Raw genomic sequence first — 20,015 nt, 5'->3', positions numbered from 1 at the left:
GTTGATAACAAACACACCTAAAACAGTAAACACATTTACTTATCACAAAGATTTAGCCATATTCTTATATGGTAAAAATACAAAAATAGCGCATGCGGAATATATTATATGTCGATAAAATATAAAGCAGTATATCCTCGTTAAAGGATACCGTTCGTCTGGGCAAAGCTAAATAGGCGGGCCGTAATAACAAAAAACCGAAGCCAGAAAACTGACTTCGGTTTTTTATTGCCACCGCAACTGGCGTGGTAAAGCGTGTGCTATCAGCTGGCTTTACGTTCGTGCGCCTGACGGTAAGCGACTAAATCTTCGATCGTGACCACAGCCATATTATGCTTGCCTGCAAATTCGATGCACGCTGGCGCACGCGCCATGGTGCCATCATCATTGGTCAGCTCACACAGTACACCAGCCGGTTTAAAACCTGCCAGCGTCATCAGATCGATGGTAGCTTCAGTATGACCACCGCGGGTCAACACGCCGCCAGCCTGAGCACGTAGCGGGAAAACGTGTCCCGGACGGTTCAGATCGGAAGGTTTAGCACCGTCTTTAACTGCCGCGCGAACCGTGGTAACACGGTCAGCAGCAGAAACACCGGTAGTTACGCCTTCAGCGGCCTCAATGGTCACGGTAAAGCCCGTGCCGTAAGCGCTGGTGTTATTTTCCACCATCATTGGCAGATCGAGCTGCTTGCGTCGATCTTCAGTGATGCACAGGCAAACAATACCGCTACCGTGACGGATGGTAAGTGCCATCTGTTCAACGGTCATGGTTTCTGCCGGGAAAACCATATCGCCTTCGTTTTCACGATCTTCGTCGTCAAGCACCATCACACCGCGTCCTTCACGCAGCGCAGACAGCGCAAGTTCAACACGTTCGAAAGGCGTACCAAAAGAGGAAAGTAGCGTCTGATTCATGGTAAAAAAACCTCACTAAAATTATGGTTACCAGAATCAGGGCAGTCTTAGGAGTACCGTCTAAGCGGCAAAAAAATAACGTGAGCGGGTCCATGCCCGACTGGATCGTTACTCTCTCCCATCCGGACTCTAACCGTCGGCCCCGGAATTACACCGGATCTGCTGACCTTTTCGCGTTAACGAAAAGCGCTCGCGGGCTTTCAACATCAGTTGATTTACCGCCGGTGGGGAATTTCGCCCCGCCCTGAGAATAAGCGAGTTAACTATAACGCTATTGATTACCTTCATCAACGCCTTTGCTTGACTTCACTTCACACAATTCTGGTTTATGCCGCTGCCAGTTCGCACTACAATAGGCAGCAACACGTACCAGTTCAGGGAAACCACCATGATTGACCCGAAAAAAATTGAGCAGATTGCTCGTCAGGTCCACGAGTCGATGCCGAAAGGGATCCGCGAGTTTGGGGAAGACGTCGAGAAAAAGATTCGCCAAACGCTGCAGTCACAGCTGACGCGCCTGGATCTGGTAAGCCGCGAAGAGTTTGATGTACAAACCCAGGTGTTGCTGCGCACCCGCGAAAAGCTCGCGCTGCTTGAGCAACGCCTGACCGAGCTGGAAGCGCGCGAGAAACCGGCTGAAGTGAAGCCTGCGCCTGCTATCCCGCCCGTCGATCCGCAAGCGTAAAAACGACAACGGGCCGCAAGGCCCGTTTATCTGTTAGTGTTCCAGCTCTAATTTTTTCGCCTCAGTTGCCTGCTGGCAATACAGCGCGTAGCGTTTGCAAAACCAACTGCGGTGCTCCTCATCCATGTTGCCGGTTACGGCCTGGATATCAACAGGGTGCCCCTCAGCCTGCATCCTGGCAAAACTCCGGGCCAGGAAATCGAAATTGTTCAGTGAATACATATTGCTGTTCATGAGCATACCCTCCAGTTATTGAATATCTGTTAAGGCCATATGCTTTTTCTGATTTCAGTATTTCCCTATACAGAAAGTTGTTCTGTACATAATGTGCGCAAATTGAGAGCTATGCTTCACACTTTCCTACGAAATCTGAGAGGGGGAGATGTCTTTTTTCGGATGTAAGGAACCTGCAGAACTTCAGGCTCCGCTGATTGATTCGCTGTTAAATGAGATTGGTTTGTCCGGCGGTTCGCTTCACGCCCTGGCTGAGCCGCTGAAAAACAGTCCACAGCCTGTGGAGAAAACTGAAGCATAAGAGACAGGAATGCCGGATAAGGTGTTTATACCGCTATCCGGCAATCGACCAGACTATGACTTATCGCTGTCTTTCTGGATCTTTTTGATGATATTGGTCGTTGAGCAGCCGTCTTCGAAGTTCAGCACCAGCACTTCACCGCCGTTCGCCCATACCTCTTCGCTACCCGCAATTTGTTCCGGCTTGTAGTCACCACCTTTTACCAGCAGATCCGGCAGAACACCTGCGATCAGTCGCTGTGGGGTATCTTCTTCAAAAGAGACCACCCAGTCGACGGATTCCAGCGCACCCAGTACGATCATACGCTGCTCGAGAGGGTTGACCGGGCGCGTTTCACCTTTCAGACGTTTGGTGGATGCGTCGCTGTTTACCGCCACGATCAGACGATCGCCCAGCTTGCGCGCATTCGCCAGATAAGAGACGTGGCCCGCGTGCAGGATGTCGAAAACGCCATTGGTCATGACCACCTTCTCACCGCGCTTGCGCGCGCTGGCCACGGCTTGTTTCAGCTCGGCTTCTGTCATCACACCAAAACCGGTATCCGCACGACCGCGCACAGCGTTTTCCAGTTCGATAGGCGAAACGGTGGACGTCCCCAGCTTACCCACTACCACGCCCGCCGCAGCGTTAGCAAAATAACACGCTTCTTCCAGTGAGTTACCCGCCGCCAGCGTTGCCGCCAGCACGCCAATAACCGTATCGCCAGCACCGGTCACGTCATACACTTCCTGCGCCTGGGTCGGCATGTGCAGCGGTGCTTTGCCCGGCTGCAGCAGCGTCATGCCCTGCTCGGAACGGGTGATCAACAGCGCGGAAAGGTCGAAATCCGCAATCACCTTCATGCCGCGTTCAACCAGTTCCTCTTCGCTTTTGCACTTACCGGCAACCGCTTCAAACTCGGAAAGATTTGGTGTCAGCAGCGTCGCACCGCGATAGCGTTCAAAATCAGTGCCTTTCGGATCGATAAGCACCGGTACGCCAGCCTTTCGTGCCAGCGCAATCATCTGCTGCACGCTGGCCAGCGCGCCTTTGGCGTAGTCAGACAGTACCAGAGCACCGATAGAACCCAGCGCCTGGTTAATACGATCGTGCAGCGGCTGTGGATCTACGCCTTCGAAACCTTCCTCGAAGTCCAGACGGATCAGCTGCTGGTTGCGTGAGAGTACGCGCAGTTTGGTGATCGTCGGGTGCGTCGGCACCGAAACGAAGTCACATTTCACATTCACGTCCGCCAGCGTTTTACTCAGCGCACGTGCCGCATCATCAATACCGGTCAACCCCACCAGACGGGAATTTGCGCCCAGAGAGGCAATGTTCATCGCCACGTTTGCCGCGCCGCCGGGACGTTCTTCAATGGTATCCACTTTGACTACCGGAACTGGGGCTTCTGGTGAAATACGGCTAGTAGGCCCGTACCAGTAGCGATCCAGCATCACATCACCGACAACCATGACTCCTGCACGTTCAAACTCTGGCAGCGTTACTTTCATTCCTGTCTCCTGAGAGATTCTCTGAGGGTCTTAAAATTTGCGCGCGATCATAGCACACTTCACTCGGCAACCAGCCACTTCTGCCAGCTGTCACGCACCAGCGCGCGCTCAGCGCTGAAGCACTCCGGCGCCACATGGCCCGGAAGTTCCTGCAAAGCAAGATGATGAAGTTCATCACGCAGCGTGGTATAGGCGCGGGTCAGCGCCAGGGCTTCTTGCTCTTCCATAATGTCGTTTTGTGCCAGTAATTCCAGAATGCGCACGTTATCTGACCAGCGCGTCAGTTTCGGTTTTTCATGGGCATAGCGCAGCACCAGATATTGAGTAATAAACTCAATGTCGGTGATCCCGCCTTCATCTGCTTTGATATCAAAGCGATCGCGATGCTTATTACCCAAATGAGCACGCATTTTCTCGCGCATTTCACGCACGTCGGTCTGCAACGTTTTTCCGTCACGAGCGAGCGTCATGATATCGCGACGCACCGCGTCAAACTGAGAGGTCAGCTGCGGGTCGCCATACACCACCCGAGCACGCACCAGCGCCTGATGCTCCCATGTCCAGGCTTCGTTGCGTTGGTAATCGGCGAAAGCCTCGGTTGATGTCACCAGCATGCCTGCGGCACCGGATGGGCGCAGCCGCGCATCCACCTCATATAAAATGCCGGAAGACGTGCGGGTACTGAAAAGGTGCATGATGCGCTGTGACAGACGCAGATAGAACTGCCGCCCGTCAATTTCACGCTCGCCGTCAGTCATCACGTCCATCGGACAATCGTGCAGGAAGATCAAATCAAGATCGGAGCTGTAGCCCAGCTCCCAACCGCCCAGCTTGCCGTAACCGACAACGGCGAAACCGCGGCCCTCGCGATCGCCAAGGTGCGTTGGCTGCCCGTAGCGGGCGACCATTTGCGTCCACGCCTGCTGAACCACGGCATCGATAATCGCTTCGGCCAGCCAGGTTAAGTGGTCGCTCACCTTCATCACTGGCAGCGTCCCGGCGATATCGGCCGCCGCAATACGCAGCAGTTGAGTTTGCTTGAACTGACGCAACGCTTCCAGTTGCTGTTCTTCGTCATCCTCCGGCACACGCAGCAGATACTGACGTAGCTCATCACGGTAGGCATCGGTTGCGGTGGGCTGATACAGGGTGTTCGGATCCAGCAACTCGTCCAGCAGCAGCGGATAGCGCGCCAACTGGCTGGCGACCATCGGCGAGGCGGCGCACAGCGAAATCAGGTGCTTCAGCGCGCCAGGGAATTCACTCAACAGCTCCAGATAGGTCGTACGGGTGACAATGCCCACCAGCAGCGGAGTAATACGCGACAGCGGCACCGAGGCATCAGCGCGGGAGCAAACATCGCTCAGCAAGTGCGGCATCAAATGATCCAGCACCTGGCGTCCACGTGGGCCGATGGTGCGCTTATCCAGCTCTTTGCGAAAATCGGCGATCAGAGTCAGCACGCGGCGCTGATCGTCTTCCGCAAGATGCGCCAGCACTGGCGTGGTGTCATCTTCCTGCAAAGCATCCTGCCACAGTTCGCGCCACTGTTCCGACAAAGACTCTTCCTGGGTTTCGGTTTCATCATCACCGATTAACTCATTGAACACCCGACGCACGTTGCCCATGTGAACGTTCAGGACAGCCGTCAACTGCGACCAGTCATCCGCCCCCATGGCCCATGCCAGACGTGCGCGATTTAGCTCATCGCCCGGCAGCGTCTGGGTCTGTTCATCGTTGATGCTCTGCAGCAGGTTTTCCAGACGACGTAAAAAGAGATAGGCACTTCGTAAATGCTCCGCATCGGTATCAGACAGTAGATGCAGCGCGTTGATGGCGCTGAGCGTAGGTAACAGCGCGCGGGATTGTAGCGATGGCTCACGCCCGCCGCGAATCAGTTGGAAGACCTGAACGATAAATTCGATTTCACGAATACCGCCCGCCCCCAACTTGATATTGTCTTTCAGACCACGGCGGCGGACTTCACGGGCAATCATCCCTTTCATGTTACGCAGCGACTGGATCACGCTGAAATCGATATAACGACGAAAAACAAAAGGCCGCAGCATGGCGCGCAGTTCAGCGACGTAAGTACCGTCAGCATCCCCCATAATACGCGCCTTAACCATCGCGTAGCGTTCCCAGTCACGCCCTTGCTCCTGGTAATAATCCTCCAGCGCCGAGAAGCTCAGCACCAGCGGACCGCTGTCACCAAACGGGCGTAAACGCATATCCACCCGATAGACAAATCCATCCATAGTCGGCTGATCCAACACTTTAATCAGCCGTTGGCCCATACGCGTAAAGAACTGCGCGTTATCCAGCTCACGCCGTCCGCCCTGCGTCGATCCGTGTTCTGGCCAGGCAAAAATCAGGTCGATGTCGGAGGAAAAGTTAAGCTCGCCGCCGCCCAGTTTTCCCATCCCTAAAATCAGCAGCGGCTGCGGAACACCGTCAGGGTTGCACGGCGTTCCCCACTCACGACAGCAGGCGTCATACAGCCAGTCTCGTGCAGCGATAATCAGCGTTTCAGCCAGATGGCTTAACTGCTGCAAAATGCTCTCTTCCGTCACCAGCGACAGCGTCTGCGCCCAGGCAATTCGCACCATGATGCGACGGCGAAACAGGCGCAGCTCACGCATCAGCGCCGCTTCATCACCGACGTCAGCTAATGCTTGCTGCAACCAGACGCCATAGTGCTGCCATTCATCCGCCAGCGGCGGTTCGCTTTCCAGCTCTGCCAGCCACTCGGGATGGGCGATCACGCTGTCGCGAACAAAATCACTGAATGTGAGCACTGACTTCGCCTGCAGGCTAAGCGACGCTTCAGGTATTGCTGCTGGCAGCCGATCAACAACGGTCGGCCAGTACTGTTGTAACGGTGAAGAGAGCTGCTGCATTTACGGGTTATCCTTTAAATGATGCCGGATAGTGGCGTTTCGCCTTATCCGGCCTACAAGACATTTAAGCCCATCGCGTAGGCCTGATAAAGGCATCCTGATCTCGGTCCTGATTATCGTTTACCGCTGTGCAGCCAGAACGGCTCCTCAGAGATCGCTTCATTACGATAATGTTCAATTTCAATATGTTGGCGCGTCATGATGGCATGACGTAAACCCTGCCAGGTCGCAATCCATTCCGATGCCACCTTCTCATCGTAATAGCCTGCCAGCATCAGAATACTGTCAATGTTTCGCGTCAGGCGCGGGATTTGGTCGGCATATTGATCGCCCAATGGCTGACCAAACACCGTTTTCAGTTCAGCCGCATGACGTGAAAGATGGGTATCAGAGAAACGCTTGAAGGAGTCGGCGATTTTGGCCTGCGCTTTCGCATCGAGGAACGGTTGCCACTCTTTAGTCACCAACCACTCGGTGAGTGCCAGTTTTGCCATTGCCGTTTGCGGGTTGTAAACCGCAGATACCGCAGAAGTTTCAGCAGCAATAATCGCTTCCGACTGGGTCAGCAAATCACGTAAGTGAGCGCTCGCTTTACGTGGAACATTCCCGCCAAACAGCATCAGGATGTGGCGTACCAGCCCCATCGCGGCCAACACTTCCGATTTGGCGCCTTTTACGCCGCGAACCCATAACTCCTCATGGTACTGCCATTGCGACAATGCTAGTTCCAGCGCGGCTTCAAGCCCCTGCTCAATGCTGGCCTTGGCCGGGACTTTCAGAATACGCGTCGGCTTCAGCTCGCGTGGGGCATTCCCCTGCGCCAGATGATAACCCCGTGCCGCCTTACTCAGGCTACCCAGGCGTAAACCCTCCTCGGCAACCAGCTGATTTGCCAACTTCAACACTGCGCGGGTATCGCCGCTGACCAGTTCCAGTTCAAGCTCACAGAGCGGTTCAGCGAACTCTCCGGCCTTCACTTCACCCAGATCGAGGGCGAGTTCAATCTGGCTACCGTCAACCTCAAGCAGCCATTTCTCACGGTTAAAATCAGTGCTGAACAGCGGTTGTAGCTGAGAGGCGAGATCGGCTGGCAGTTCGCCATTTGGCCAGACTTCGGCTGGAAGCAGCGCAAGATCCAGTTCTGGCTCGCTCAACGCAACATTATACTCTGGTCGCTGATGCAACCCCCCCGTCACCCGTCCGGCAATTTTCAGGGTCATTTCATAACGACCGTTCTCACCGCGAATACGCAGCCCCATATCATGGCTACGCAACCACCCATCCGGCGTTTCATAGTAGATATTCAGCAACTGGCTGGGCGCATGATGCTCTCCCCCCAGCGTATTCAGACGTTCGCGCAATGCATCAACAGCATCATTATTGACAATAAATTTTAATTCGATTTCCTGGGTCATGATCTTGTACTTATGGGTTATGTCACAGTTGAGAAAACAGACTGCGAACTAAGTGCGTTCTTGATTGTCAGTAGATAGTATTTTGCGCCAAATTGCCATGCAACGAGCAATTTGACGGGCGTAAAAGTTTCGAGTGGTGGCAAAAAGGACACAGATGATTCCGATTGATGTTGAATGCTTTGCGTAGAGACACTGATGCCACTACTATCGTTCCACTTTCTATGACAATAACGACAGCCTGATGCCAAAATTACGCCTGATTGGATTAACTTTACTCGCACTTAGCGCCACTGCCGTCACCCATGCAGAAGAAAAGCGCTATGTCTCTGATGAACTGAACACCTGGGTCCGCAGCGGTCCGGGAGATAATTATCGCCTCGTGGGTACGGTTAACGCCGGCGAGGAAGTCATTCTGTTACAGACCGATGCCAGCACCAACTACGCCCAGGTAAAAGACAGTACCGGACGTACGGCCTGGATCCCGCTGAAAGAGCTGAACAGCACGCCAAGCCTGCGTACCCGCGTTCCGGACCTGGAAAACCAGGTAAAAACACTGACCGATAAGCTCAATAATATTGATACCACCTGGAACCAGCGTACCGCCGATATGCAGCAAAAAGTGGCGCAAAGCGACAGTGTGATCAATGGGTTGAAAGAAGAAAACCAGAAGCTAAAAAACGAGCTGATTGTGGCGCAGAAAAAGGTCAGTGCCGCGAATTTGCAGCTTGATGACAAGCAGCGCACCATCATCATGCAGTGGTTTATGTATGGCGGCGGCGTACTGGGTCTGGGTCTGTTGCTCGGTCTGGTTCTGCCACACATGATCCCAACCCGTAAACGCAAAGATCGCTGGATGAACTGAATCGCCTTCTCCGCCACACTGACATATGATTAAGGGATGATTTTTTTCAAAAGGAAAGTGGCGTGAAGATTTATCTGGTCGGTGGAGCTGTTCGGGATGCGTTATTAGGGCTACCGGTTAAAGATAAAGATTGGGTTGTCGTTGGCGCCACGCCGCAAGAGATGCTCGACGCGGGCTACCAGCAGGTAGGCCGCGATTTTCCTGTTTTTCTCCATCCGCAAACACGCGAAGAATATGCGCTGGCGCGAACCGAACGAAAATCAGGTTCAGGCTACACCGGATTTACCTGCTATGCCGCAGCAGACGTAACGCTGGAAGCCGATCTCCAGCGCCGCGACCTGACGATCAACGCGCTGGCCCGCGATGATGACGGCGAGATTATCGACCCGTATCACGGACGTCGCGATCTGGAAAATCGTCTACTGCGCCATGTTTCCCCTGCTTTTAGCGAAGATCCGCTACGCGTACTGCGCGTGGCGCGCTTTGCCGCGCGTTATGCACACCTCAGCTTCCGTATCGCCGATGAAACCCTGGCCTTAATGCGCGAGATGACCGCTGCCGGAGAACTGGCACATTTGACGCCGGAACGAGTCTGGAAAGAAACGGAAAATGCGTTAACTACCCGTAATCCACAGGTCTTTTTCCAGGTCCTGCGCGACTGCGGCGCACTGCGCGTTCTGTTCCCGGAAATAGACGCTCTGTTTGGCGTCCCGGCACCGGCTCAATGGCATCCGGAAATCGACACCGGTATTCACACGCTGATGACGCTGTCGATGGCGGCCATGTTGAGCCCAAACGTAGATATACGTTTTGCCACGCTGTGCCACGATCTTGGCAAGGCTCTGACGCCAAAAGCGCTGTGGCCACGTCATCATGGTCACGGCCCGGCGGGTGTCAAACTGGTAGAGCAGTTATGTCAGCGTCTGCGGGTGCCCAATGACATCCGCGATTTAGCCAAACTGGTGGCGGAATTCCACGATCTCATTCATACGTTCCCGATCCTGCAGCCGAAAACTATCGTGAAGTTGTTTGATTCCATCGATGCCTGGCGTAAACCGCAGCGTGTGGAACAAATTGCCCTGACCAGTGAGGCCGACGTCCGGGGTCGCACCGGTTTTGAAGCAGCAGATTACCCGCAAGGTAGGCTGCTGCGGGAGGCCTGGCAAGTCGCACAGACTGTGCCGACGAAGGAGGTCGTTGAGGCAGGATTCAAAGGGTCGGACATTCGCGAGGAGCTGACACGACGTCGCATTGCGGCGGTGGCCAGTTGGAAGGAACAGCGTTGCCCAAAAACGTAGGCAGTATGTTGCCGGATGCGCTGCGCTTATCCGGCCTACGGGGTCAACATCTCGTTCCGTAGGCCCGGTAAGCATAAGCGCCACCGGGCACACAAAAGTTAGAAGAACACCACGTAAACAGCGGCGGCGACCACAAAACGATAAATCGCAAATGGAATAAACGAGATACGTTTAATCAGCTGCAGGAAGGTTTTGATCGCCACCAGCGCCACGACAAATGCCGTCACGAAGCCCACAGCAAACATTGGAATGTCTGACGCGCTCAGGAACGACCAGCTTTTGTAGAGATCTAACGCCGTGGCACCCATCATCATTGGTACCGCCAGCAGGAATGAGAATTCCGATGCGGCATAGCGGCTCACGCCCATCAGCATACCGCCTGAAATGGTCGCTCCGGAGCGGGAAAATCCCGGCCACAGCGCCAGGCACTGGAAGCAGCCAATCATAAACGCCTGGCGATAAGTCATATCATCCAGACCCGGCGCGCGCGGCTCTTTCGGCTTCAGGCATTCTGCGGCTATCAGCAGCACGCCCCCCACCACCAGCGCATACATCACGTTGATCGGGTTAAACAATGATTTGATGGTATCGTGGAAAATCAGTCCCAGTACCACGGCCGGGATCATCCCTAACAGGATATGCCCCAGCGTTAGTCGTCCCTTGCCGGTTCCTTCATGCGGGGCTTTACCAAAGTGAATGCCAATCAGGCCAAACAAGCGACGCCAGAACATCACCACAACAGCCAAAATGGAACCCAGTTGAATAACCACTTCAAATGTCTTTGCGGTAGCGCCTTCAAACCCCAGCAGATGGCCAACAATAATCATATGGCCGGTGCTGGATACAGGCAAAAACTCCGTCAATCCCTCGACCACACCCAAAATTGCCGCCACCAGCAGCGAGTGCATATCACTCATCAATTAACCCCTAGATAGAAAACCACGGCAAAAAAGAGCCAACGTTAGGACTCTTTTATACCTGTTAGGTTTAGATATTATTAATTTAATTACGTTCTTTCAGATTATTGCCACGCTCAATGATAACGCCGACGTTTGTCGCTCTCGCCACCGCCCCCGGCTTGCTGAGCTTGATGCGTACCCATGGGGAATTAAAACGGCTAAGCAGGAGGTCTGCCACCTCTTCAGCCACGCGTTCAACCAGCGCAAAACGTCCGCCTTCCACATGGCTGACCACCGTTTGTGCGATATCAGCATAGCTCAGGCAATCGGCAACATCGTCGCTTTTCGCTGATTTGCGGTTATCCCATGCCATTTCGATATCGAACACCAGTTTTTGTTCGATAGTCTGTTCCCAGTCATAAACACCAATAGTGGTGATTACCGAAAGTTGCTCTATAAATACAATATCCATCACGACCTGCCTGCTTTTTGGCTAACCCGGATACCACTTCCGGCGAAATATGCGTATTATCCACGGAAGTAGTGTTTTACACGACATTTTCAAAACGGAACAGCTTATGAGTGCAATCGCGCCTGGAATGATTATCTTCGCGTACCTCTGCGGCTCAATTTCCAGTGCTATTCTGGTATGCCGCCTCGCTGGATTGCCGGACCCACGTGATAGCGGTTCTGGAAATCCGGGCGCGACAAACGTATTGCGAATTGGTGGCAAAGGAGCCGCCGTCGCCGTGCTGATTTTTGACGTCCTGAAGGGTATGTTACCCGTGTGGGGTGCATACGCGCTAGGCGTTAGTCCTTTCTGGTTGGGGTTGATTGCTATCGCCGCCTGCCTGGGACACATCTGGCCGGTGTTCTTCGGTTTTAAAGGTGGGAAAGGCGTCGCCACCGCCTTTGGCGCCATTGCGCCGATTGGCTGGGATTTAACCGGCGTCATGGCGGGCACCTGGTTGCTGACCATCTTGCTGAGCGGTTATTCCTCGTTAGGAGCCATCGTCAGCGCCCTGATAGCCCCGTTCTATGTCTGGTGGTTCAAACCCCAGTTCACTTTCCCGGTATCCATGCTGTCGTGCTTAATTCTGCTGCGCCATCATGACAACATCCAACGTCTGTGGCGTCGACAAGAGCCGAAGATCTGGACCAAGCTGAAGAAAAAGCGCGAAAAAGATCCCGAGTGACGATACTGCCGGATAATGACGCGACGGTGTCTTATCCGGCTTACAGGATCTGATACCCGTCAACCGGCTTACCCAACCGCTGCTGGCACCACGTTGCCAGAAACTCTACGCACACCCGTAGCTTTACGCTGCGATACAATGGCTCCTGATACACCGCCCAGATATTGGCGCTCTGCGCATATTCTGGCAGCACGCGAACCAGTTCACCGCTGAGCAGAAACGGCTGTACGTCCCACTCAGAACGCAGCATGATCCCTTTTCCCTGTAACGCCCACTGCAACACAATCTCGCCGCTGTTAGAAGAAAGATGCCCCGCCACCTTAACCGATTTTTTCTCATGCCCATTATCAAGTTCCCAAACCCCGTGCGTCATATCGCGCTCTTTGGTAACCAGGCAATCATGGCGACTTAATTCCTGTAACGTCTTTGGATCCCCGTATTCTCGTAAATATGTCGGTGCAGCACACAATATTCTTTTATTTTTCGTTAACAAATGCGCAATATAATAATCGGGAATTTCATCATTAATACGAATATCCAGATCGATATTATCCTGCGCTAAATCAATTTGCCGATCGTACAGTTCAAAATGCACCTGTAATTCAGGATAGCTATGCATCAATTCGGTAATCGCTGGGGCGATATAACTGCGCCCAAACCCAAAGCTACAACCAATACGGATCATCCCTTCCGGACGCGTTTTGATTTGCGTGACGTCATCCACCAGATGCTGATAGCGGGCGAGGATCTCCTGCGCATGTTCATAGCACCGCTGACCGCTTTCCGTTAACGCCACACCGCGTGCGGAGCGGTTAAGCAGCGTGGCCCCTAGCGTAGACTCCAGAATCTGAATGCGTTTTGTCACAAACGCTGGCGTCTGCCCAAGGGTCGCTGCCGCCGCGCTAAAGCTGCCGCTATGCACAATTTCAACCAGCACCTGCAGGTCTTTCGCCAGGGGATAGGTGTTCAGCATGTTCAGGATATCCGTGAGGGTGTGAATCGCAGTGTAATTCCCCTGGACATAATAAACCCTGCCTTTGCGCAATTTTTATTATCTTAAGCGGACATCATTCACGAACTGTTAATTGGTTATTCACAGCGCTAAAAAATATAAAGCCACATTTTTAGTGGTAGTTTGTCCGGGAGAATTTATTTCCAGATAAATAAAAGAACTGGAGTTGACATGATGAGCCATCAAAATAACCAACATGCGATAAATACGCTGACTAACATTGTCGCTGATTTTACCGCCATGATTTCTACCCGTATGCCCGACGATGTCGTAGATAAATTAAAACAGCTACGCGAAGGCGAAACCTCGCCGATGGGTAAAATTATCTACCACACCATGTTTGACAACATGCAGAAGGCGATCGACCTGAATCGCCCGGCGTGTCAGGACACCGGTGAAATCATGTTCTTTGTGAAGGTCGGTTCCCGTTTTCCACTGCTGGGCGAACTGCAAAGCATCCTTAAGCAGGCCGTTGAAGACGCCACCGTTAAAGCGCCGCTACGCCACAATGCGGTAGAGATTTTTGACGAGGTAAACACCGGCAAAAATACCGGTACCGGCGTGCCATGGGTCACCTGGGACATCATCCCCGACGCTGACGACGCAGAAATTGAAGTCTATATGGCGGGCGGCGGCTGTACGCTGCCGGGGCGTTCCAAAGTGTTAATGCCTTCCGAAGGCTACGAAGGTGTCGTGAAGTTTGTTTTTGAGAATATCTCCACGCTAGCAGTAAACGCCTGCCCACCGGTGCTGGTCGGCGTAGGTATTGCGACCTCCGTTGAAACCGCCGCCGTGCTGTCACGCAAAGCCGTACTGCGCCCGATTGGCTCACGCCATCCCAATCCCAAAGCTGCCGAGCTGGAACTGCGTCTCGAGGAAGGACTTAACCGTCTGGGTATTGGCCCACAGGGGCTAACGGGTAACAGCTCCGTGATGGGCGTACATATCGAATCGGCCGCACGCCACCCGTCGACTATCGGCGTGGCCGTTTCTACCGGCTGCTGGGCGCACCGTCGCGGCACGCTGCGGGTTCATGCCGATCTCTCCTTCGAAAATTTGTCTCACACCCGGAGCGCGTTATGAAAAAGATCCTGACAACCCCGATCAAAGCCGAAGATCTGGCAGACATTCGCGTCGGCGATGTCATTTACCTGACCGGTACGCTGGTGACCTGTCGCGACGTGTGTCACCGCCGTTTGATCGAACTCAAGCGCCCGATCCCGTACGATCTGAACGGTAAAGCCATTTTTCACGCTGGCCCGATCGTGCGTAAGAACGGGGAAAAATGGGAGATGGTCTCCGTCGGCCCAACCACCAGCATGCGTATGGAAGCCTTTGAGAAAGAGTTCATCGAGCAAACCGGCGTCAAACTGGTGGTCGGCAAAGGCGGCATGGGACCGTTGACCGAAGAAGGGTGTAAACAATTCAAAGCACTGCACGTGATCTTCCCGGCTGGCTGCGCGGTTGTTGCCGCCACGCAGGTTGAAGAAATTGAAGAAGTGCACTGGACGGAATTGGGCATGCCGGAATCCCTGTGGGTGTGCCGGGTTAAAGAGTTCGGCCCGCTGATTGTTTCCATCGATACCCATGGCAACAACCTGATCGCCGAAAACAAAAAGCTGTTCGCTGAACGTCGCGACCCGATCGTCGAAGAAATCTGCGAGCACGTGCACTACATCAAATAACCCTCCCGGAGAGGCGCATACCTCTCCCCCTTTCGCAGGGATACAACAATGGCACCTTTAGCTGGTTGGTGGCGATACCTGGCTCCGCTGGTGGTCATCGCCATTATTGCTGTTTTGCCCGTTCCTGGCGGTCTTGAAAGCCACACCTGGCTCTATTTTGCCGTCTTTACCGGGGTCATCGTCGGGCTTATCCTGGAACCTGTTCCCGGTGCGGTAGTGGCGATGATTGGTATTTCTATCATTGCCGTGCTGTCGCCGTGGCTGTTGTTCAGCCCTGAGCAACTCGCCCAGGACGGATTTAAATTTACCGCCAAATCGTTGTCATGGGCGGTGTCGGGGTTTTCTAACTCGGTTATCTGGCTGATTTTCGCAGCCTTTATGTTCGGTACCGGTTACGAGAAAACGGGTCTGGGTCGGCGTATCGCGCTGATGCTGGTAAAGAAGATGGGGCATCGCACGCTGTTTCTCGGCTATGCGGTGATGTTCTCCGAACTGATCCTCGCCCCCGTAACACCGTCTAATTCCGCACGCAGCGCAGGCATTATCTACCCGATCATTCGTAACCTGCCGCCGCTGTATCACTCTCAACCCAACGATCCCAGCGCCCGCTCCATTGGCTCTTACATTATGTGGATGGGGATCGTCGCCGACTGCGTCACCAGCGCTATTTTTTTAACGGCGATGGCACCAAATCTGCTGCTAATTGGCCTGATGAAAGGCGCTTCCCATACAGCGTTAAGCTGGGGTGACTGGTTCTTAGGCATGCTGCCGCTGAGCATTTTACTGGTGTTGATCGTGCCCTGGCTGGCCTACGTGCTGTACCCACCGGTGCAGAAATCTGGCGATCAGGTCCCGCGCTGGGCGGAAACCGAGCTGAAGGCGATGGGGCCACTGTGCGCGCGTGAGAAAAAGATGCTGGTATTGATGGTGGGAGCGCTGGTGCTGTGGATCTTTGGCGGAGACTATATTGATGCCGCAATGGTCGGCTACAGCGTGGTGGCGTTGATGCTGGTACTGCGCATCATTTGCTGGGATGACATTGTCAGTAATAAAGCGGCATGGAACGTCTTTTTCTGGCTGGCTTCGCTGATTACCCTTGCCACCGGGCTGAACAATACTGGCTTTATCTCCTGGTTCGGCAAACTGCTGGCAAACGGACTCAGCGGCTACTCGCCGATAATGGTAATGGTGGCGTTGATCGTGGTGTTCTATCTGTTGCGTTATTTCTTTGCCAGCGCCACGGCCTATACCTCTGCCCTCGCGCCAATGATGATTGCAGCCGCGTTGGCGATGCCGGACATCCCGCTGCCGGTATTCTGCCTGATGGTCGGTGCCGCCATTGGTCTGGGCAGCATTTTGACCCCGTACGCTACCGGACCAAGCCCGATCTACTACGGCAGCGGCTACTTGCCGACGGCCGATTACTGGCGACTGGGCGCCATCTTCGGCCTGATATTCCTCGTCCTGCTGGTGATAACCGGCCTGCTGTGGATGCCTCTGGTTTTACTGTAAATCCCGCCGGGGCGGCGTAGTGTCGCCCCTTTTCCCTACGCATCTCACCAGTCCGCTCCCGGTGCGCTTACGCCGCCGGTAACTCCGCCAACGGCCAGCGTGGACGCACGGTGACACCAAGGTCTGCCGTTGCTCCGGATTTAAAACGCACCATGCCCGCATAGGCGATCATCGCCCCGTTATCGGTACAAAATTCCGGGCGCGCATAGAACACTTCGCCACGACGTTTTTGCATCATTTCCGCAAGTGCGGCCCGCAGGGTACGGTTAGCGCTCACGCCCCCCGCCATCACCAGACGCTTAAAACCGGTTTGATCCAGCGCGCGTTTGCACTTGATCATCAGCGTATCGACCACCGCATCTTCAAATGCACGGGCGATATCCGCACGGGTCTGATCGTCGTTTTCGTTATTACGAATGGTATTTGCGGCAAACGTTTTCAAGCCTGAGAAGCTGAAATCCAGCCCCGGACGATCGGTCATCGGGCGCGGGAAGACAAAACGCTTTTCCACGCCCTGAGACGCCAGCTTAGACAGCATCGGGCCACCTGGATAATCCAGCCCCAGCAGTTTGGCCGTTTTATCGAACGCTTCACCGGCCGCATCGTCAATCGATTCTCCCAGCAACTCATACTGTCCAATACCGGTGACGCTAATCAGCTGCGTGTGTCCGCCAGAAACCAGCAGCGCTACAAAAGGATATTCCGGCGGATTATCTTCCAGCATCGGTGCCAGCAAATGGCCTTCCATATGGTGTACAGGAATGGCCGGAACATTCCAGGCGAACGCCAGAGAACGCCCTACGGTCGCCCCCACCAGCAGCGCACCGACCAGACCCGGTCCTGCGGTATAGGCCACCGCATCAATATCTTTTGCCGTTAACCCTGCTTCAATTAGCGCCGCCTGAATCAACGGTACGGTTTTACGCACGTGATCGCGCGAAGCCAATTCAGGCACAACTCCACCGTAGTCAGCGTGCAATTTCACCTGACTATACAATTGGTTGGCTAAAAGACCTTTTTCATCGTCGTAAATGGCGATGCCGGTTTCATCGCAGGATGTTTCAATTCCCAGTACACGCATGACTTGTTTTACCTCGCTCTAATACCGCGCAGTGTAGGTCGAATGCGGGTTGATGTAAAACTTTGTTCGCCCAAGGAAGAACCCTCGTGTATACTCCTCACCCTTATAAAAGTCCCTTTCAAAATCGCGTCGGTGCTTTACAAAGCAGCAGCAATTGCAGTAAAATTCCGCACCATTTTGAAATAAGCTGGCGTAGATGCCAGCGGCAAACCGAATTTATAAAGGTGAGAGTTACATGCCGGTAATTAAAGTACGTGAAAACGAGCCGTTCGACGTAGCACTGCGTCGCTTCAAGCGTTCCTGCGAGAAAGCAGGTGTTCTGGCGGAAGTTCGTCGTCGTGAGTTCTATGAAAAACCGACTACCGAACGTAAGCGCGCTAAAGCTTCTGCTGTGAAACGTCACGCGAAGAAACTGGCTCGCGAAAACGCACGCCGCACTCGTCTGTACTAATCTATTGGGAGCTAAGGCTCTCAATTCAGACTGAGTTGTAGTTGTAAGGCCGTGCTTCCGGAAGGAATGCGCGGCTTATTTTCGTTTATACATCAGTAACTACACAAAATCATTCACACTGTATCAAGACGGCAAGTGAGTGAATCCCCGGAGCTTACTTAAGTAAGTGACAGGGGTGAGCGAGCGCAGCCAACGCAGAGACAGTTTGAAGGATGAAGTGTAATAACGGGGCATATGGCTGGACGAATCCCACGTGTATTCATTAATGACCTGCTGGCAAGAACCGACATCGTCGATCTCATCGATGCACGAGTTAAGCTGAAAAAGCAGGGCAAAAATTATCATGCGTGTTGTCCGTTCCATAACGAGAAAACCCCCTCTTTCACCGTAAACGGTGAAAAACAGTTTTATCACTGCTTTGGGTGTGGCGCGCACGGCAACGCCGTCGACTTTCTCATGAACTACGACAAGCTCGAGTTTGTGGAAACCGTCGAAGAACTGGCCGCAATGCACAACCTTGAAGTGCCTTATGAAGCAGGCAACGGCCCCAGTCAGATAGAGCGCCATCAACGGCAAAGCCTCTATCAATTGATGGACGGCCTGAACACTTTTTATCAACAGTCTCTGATACAACCCGCCGCTACCCCTGCGCGCCAGTACCTGGAAAAGCGAGGACTCAGTAGCGACGTGATCGATCGTTTTGCTATTGGTTTTGCCCCCCCCGGTTGGGACAACGTCCTGAAACGGTTTGGCGGCAACCCTGAGAATCGCCAGGCATTGATTGACGCGGGTATGTTGGTGACCAACGATCAGGGACGCAGTTACGATCGCTTCCGTGAGCGAGTGATGTTCCCTATCCGCGACAAACGCGGTCGGGTCATTGGTTTTGGTGGACGCGTGCTGGGCGATGCCCTGCCGAAGTACCTGAACTCCCCGGAAACCGATATTTTCCATAAAGGTCGCCAGCTGTATGGCCTTTATGAAGCCCAGCAGGATAACGCCGATCCGCAGCGCCTGTTAGTGGTTGAAGGCTATATGGATGTGGTGGCGTTGGCCCAATACGGCATTAACTACGCCGTGGCCTCCCTCGGGACGTCAACCACTGCTGATCACATCCAGCTGTTGTTCCGTGCGACGAACCAAGTGATTTGTTGTTACGACGGTGACCGGGCCGGACGCGATGCCGCATGGCGCGCGCTGGAAACTGCACTGCCGTATATGACGGACGGACGCCAGCTGCGCTTTATGTTTCTACCTGACGGTGAAGATCCCGATACGCTGGTGCGTAAAGAAGGGAAAGAAGCCTTTGAAGCCCGGATGGAGCAAGCCTTACCGCTCTCCGCGTTTCTGTTTAACAGCCTGTTACCACAGGTAGATTTGAGTACCCCGGACGGACGAGCACAGCTCAGTACGCTGGCATTGCCGCTGATCACGCAGGTCCCGGGCGAAACGTTGCGCATTTATCTGCGGCAGGAGTTGGGAAACAAGCTCGGCATTCTGGATGACAGCCAGCTTGAACGTTTAATGCCAAAACTGGCAGAAAATGGAGCTTCCCGCCCTGTTCCACAGCTAAAACGTACGACCATGCGTATACTTATAGGGTTACTGGTACAGAACCCAGGTTTAGCCCCGCTGGTGCCGCCGTTAGGCGCTCTGGATCAAAATAAGTTGCCCGGCCTTGGCTTATTCAGAGAACTGGTCAACACTTGTCTGGCCCAGCCAGGTCTGACCACCGGACAACTGTTAGAACACTATCGTGGCACAAATGATGCGGCCACCCTTGAAAAACTGTCGATGTGGGACGATATAGCAGATAAAGATATCGCGGAAAAAACCTTCACCGACTCACTCAACCATATGTTTGATTCGATGCTTGAACTGCGCCAGGAAGAGTTGATAGCTCGTGAGCGCACACATGGTTTAAGCAACGAAGAACGCCGGGAACTCTGGACGCTGAACCAGGAACTGGCCAAGAAATAAGAGAAAGACAAAACAAAGACAAAATCATTCGCGTTGTATCAAGGCAGCAAGTGAACGAACGCCTGGGAGTGTACATAAGTACATGACCAGGAAGAGA

The 20,015-nt window shown here is 53.7% G+C and carries 18 protein-coding genes, 1 pseudogene and 1 riboswitch; of the genes and pseudogenes, 10 read left to right on the top strand and 9 right to left on the bottom strand.

Features of this window, described 5'->3' with window-relative positions:
* Window positions 1–263: 263 nt before the first annotated feature.
* Window positions 264–917 (bottom strand): 3,4-dihydroxy-2-butanone-4-phosphate synthase, encoded by a 654-nt coding sequence (gene ribB, locus FDX22_RS25915; RefSeq protein WP_115257467.1) that lies wholly within the window; start codon window positions 915–917, stop codon window positions 264–266.
* A gap of 106 nt (window positions 918–1,023) precedes the next feature.
* Window positions 1,024–1,173, bottom strand: a riboswitch (FMN riboswitch).
* Window positions 1,174–1,305: 132 nt separating this feature from the next.
* Here ribB and ubiK point away from each other — a divergent pair.
* Entirely contained in the window at window positions 1,306–1,602 is a 297-nt protein-coding gene (gene ubiK, locus FDX22_RS25910) for a ubiquinone biosynthesis accessory factor UbiK (RefSeq protein ID WP_135953046.1), read from the top strand.
* Window positions 1,603–1,635: 33 nt separating this feature from the next.
* On the opposite strand, the gene glgS is transcribed toward ubiK, so the two are convergent.
* Window positions 1,636–1,842: a cell surface composition regulator GlgS gene (gene glgS / locus FDX22_RS25905; RefSeq protein WP_096755633.1), complete on the bottom strand. Its 207-nt coding sequence runs from the start codon at window positions 1,840–1,842 to the stop codon at window positions 1,636–1,638.
* A 178-nt stretch (window positions 1,843–2,020) separates the two neighbouring features.
* On the opposite strand from glgS, the pseudogene FDX22_RS32210 reads away from it, so the two are divergent.
* Window positions 2,021–2,137: pseudogene (locus tag FDX22_RS32210) on the top strand (hypothetical protein); the annotation flags it as partial.
* 53 nt (window positions 2,138–2,190) lie between these two features.
* On the opposite strand, the gene hldE reads toward FDX22_RS32210, so the two are convergent.
* The 3 genes from hldE to FDX22_RS25890 all read right to left on the bottom strand — a co-directional run bounded on the left by hldE (window position 2,191) and on the right by FDX22_RS25890 (window position 7,942).
* On the bottom strand, window positions 2,191–3,627 hold the full coding sequence (gene hldE / locus FDX22_RS25900; protein ID WP_115257466.1) for a bifunctional D-glycero-beta-D-manno-heptose-7-phosphate kinase/D-glycero-beta-D-manno-heptose 1-phosphate adenylyltransferase HldE: 1,437 nt from the start codon (window positions 3,625–3,627) through the stop codon (window positions 2,191–2,193).
* A 59-nt stretch (window positions 3,628–3,686) separates the two neighbouring features.
* A complete protein-coding gene (gene glnE, locus FDX22_RS25895; protein ID WP_146717981.1) occupies window positions 3,687–6,527 on the bottom strand; it encodes a bifunctional [glutamate--ammonia ligase]-adenylyl-L-tyrosine phosphorylase/[glutamate--ammonia-ligase] adenylyltransferase in 2,841 nt (946 codons plus the stop codon).
* Between the two features lie 113 nt (window positions 6,528–6,640).
* Window positions 6,641–7,942, bottom strand: coding sequence for an inorganic triphosphatase (locus FDX22_RS25890; protein WP_146717980.1), 1,302 nt, complete (start codon window positions 7,940–7,942; stop codon window positions 6,641–6,643).
* A 241-nt stretch (window positions 7,943–8,183) separates the two neighbouring features.
* On the opposite strand from FDX22_RS25890, the gene FDX22_RS25885 reads away from it, so the two are divergent.
* Together FDX22_RS25885 and FDX22_RS25880 are read left to right on the top strand one after the other, a co-directional pair.
* Window positions 8,184–8,804, top strand: a complete 621-nt coding sequence (locus FDX22_RS25885) for a TIGR04211 family SH3 domain-containing protein (RefSeq protein WP_096755626.1) — start codon at window positions 8,184–8,186, stop codon at window positions 8,802–8,804.
* 62 nt (window positions 8,805–8,866) lie between these two features.
* Window positions 8,867–10,102: a multifunctional CCA addition/repair protein gene (locus FDX22_RS25880; protein ID WP_146717979.1), complete on the top strand. Its 1,236-nt coding sequence runs from the start codon at window positions 8,867–8,869 to the stop codon at window positions 10,100–10,102.
* Window positions 10,103–10,200: 98 nt separating this feature from the next.
* Here the strand turns inward: FDX22_RS25880 and bacA are convergent, their stop codons facing one another.
* Both bacA and folB read right to left on the bottom strand, forming a co-directional pair.
* Window positions 10,201–11,019, bottom strand: a complete 819-nt coding sequence (gene bacA / locus FDX22_RS25875; protein ID WP_096755624.1) for an undecaprenyl-diphosphate phosphatase — start codon at window positions 11,017–11,019, stop codon at window positions 10,201–10,203.
* 85 nt (window positions 11,020–11,104) lie between these two features.
* Window positions 11,105–11,473 (bottom strand): bifunctional dihydroneopterin aldolase/7,8-dihydroneopterin epimerase, encoded by a 369-nt coding sequence (gene folB / locus FDX22_RS25870; RefSeq protein ID WP_146717978.1) that lies wholly within the window; start codon window positions 11,471–11,473, stop codon window positions 11,105–11,107.
* Window positions 11,474–11,579: 106 nt separating this feature from the next.
* Here folB and plsY point away from each other — a divergent pair, with 106 nt between their 5' ends.
* Complete coding sequence (plsY, locus tag FDX22_RS25865) at window positions 11,580–12,197, top strand: glycerol-3-phosphate 1-O-acyltransferase PlsY (RefSeq protein ID WP_096759329.1); 618 nt, start codon at window positions 11,580–11,582, stop codon at window positions 12,195–12,197.
* 40 nt (window positions 12,198–12,237) lie between these two features.
* On the opposite strand, the gene FDX22_RS25860 is transcribed toward plsY, so the two are convergent.
* Window positions 12,238–13,170 (bottom strand): LysR family transcriptional regulator, encoded by a 933-nt coding sequence (locus FDX22_RS25860; protein WP_135911392.1) that lies wholly within the window; start codon window positions 13,168–13,170, stop codon window positions 12,238–12,240.
* Window positions 13,171–13,380: 210 nt separating this feature from the next.
* On the opposite strand from FDX22_RS25860, the gene ttdA reads away from it, so the two are divergent.
* Genes ttdA through FDX22_RS25845 form a run of 3 tightly spaced genes read left to right on the top strand, consistent with a single transcriptional unit; the run spans window position 13,381 to window position 16,406 of the window.
* Window positions 13,381–14,292 carry a L(+)-tartrate dehydratase subunit alpha gene (ttdA, locus tag FDX22_RS25855; RefSeq protein ID WP_096755621.1) on the top strand — a complete coding sequence of 304 codons (912 nt, stop codon included), beginning with the start codon at window positions 13,381–13,383 and terminating at the stop codon, window positions 14,290–14,292.
* Window positions 14,289–14,894, top strand: coding sequence for a L(+)-tartrate dehydratase subunit beta (ttdB, locus tag FDX22_RS25850; RefSeq protein ID WP_115454410.1), 606 nt, complete (start codon window positions 14,289–14,291; stop codon window positions 14,892–14,894). Before ttdA ends, ttdB begins: the two co-directional genes overlap by 4 nt.
* 48 nt (window positions 14,895–14,942) lie before the next feature.
* The gene (locus FDX22_RS25845) at window positions 14,943–16,406 is read left to right on the top strand and encodes an anion permease (protein ID WP_146717977.1); all 1,464 of its coding nucleotides are present in this window, start codon (window positions 14,943–14,945) and stop codon (window positions 16,404–16,406) included.
* 67 nt (window positions 16,407–16,473) lie between these two features.
* Here the strand turns inward: FDX22_RS25845 and tsaD are convergent, their stop codons facing one another.
* Window positions 16,474–17,487 carry a tRNA (adenosine(37)-N6)-threonylcarbamoyltransferase complex transferase subunit TsaD gene (gene tsaD, locus FDX22_RS25840; protein ID WP_096755618.1) on the bottom strand — a complete coding sequence of 338 codons (1,014 nt, stop codon included), beginning with the start codon at window positions 17,485–17,487 and terminating at the stop codon, window positions 16,474–16,476.
* Window positions 17,488–17,722: 235 nt separating this feature from the next.
* Between tsaD and rpsU the strand changes: the two genes are divergently transcribed.
* Both rpsU and dnaG read left to right on the top strand, forming a co-directional pair.
* Window positions 17,723–17,938 carry a 30S ribosomal protein S21 gene (rpsU, locus tag FDX22_RS25835; protein ID WP_001144069.1) on the top strand — a complete coding sequence of 72 codons (216 nt, stop codon included), beginning with the start codon at window positions 17,723–17,725 and terminating at the stop codon, window positions 17,936–17,938.
* A 234-nt stretch (window positions 17,939–18,172) separates the two neighbouring features.
* The gene (gene dnaG / locus FDX22_RS25830) at window positions 18,173–19,918 is read left to right on the top strand and encodes a DNA primase (protein ID WP_117342687.1); all 1,746 of its coding nucleotides are present in this window, start codon (window positions 18,173–18,175) and stop codon (window positions 19,916–19,918) included.
* The last annotated feature ends 97 nt before the right edge of the window (window positions 19,919–20,015 follow it).

The sequence above is a fragment of the Citrobacter sp. TBCS-14 genome (assembly GCF_005280805.1).
Taxonomy (GTDB): Bacteria; Pseudomonadota; Gammaproteobacteria; order Enterobacterales; family Enterobacteriaceae; genus Citrobacter; species Citrobacter gillenii.
Note: the sequence above shows the minus strand (reverse complement) of the source record. Positions and strands in the feature narration are given on the sequence as shown.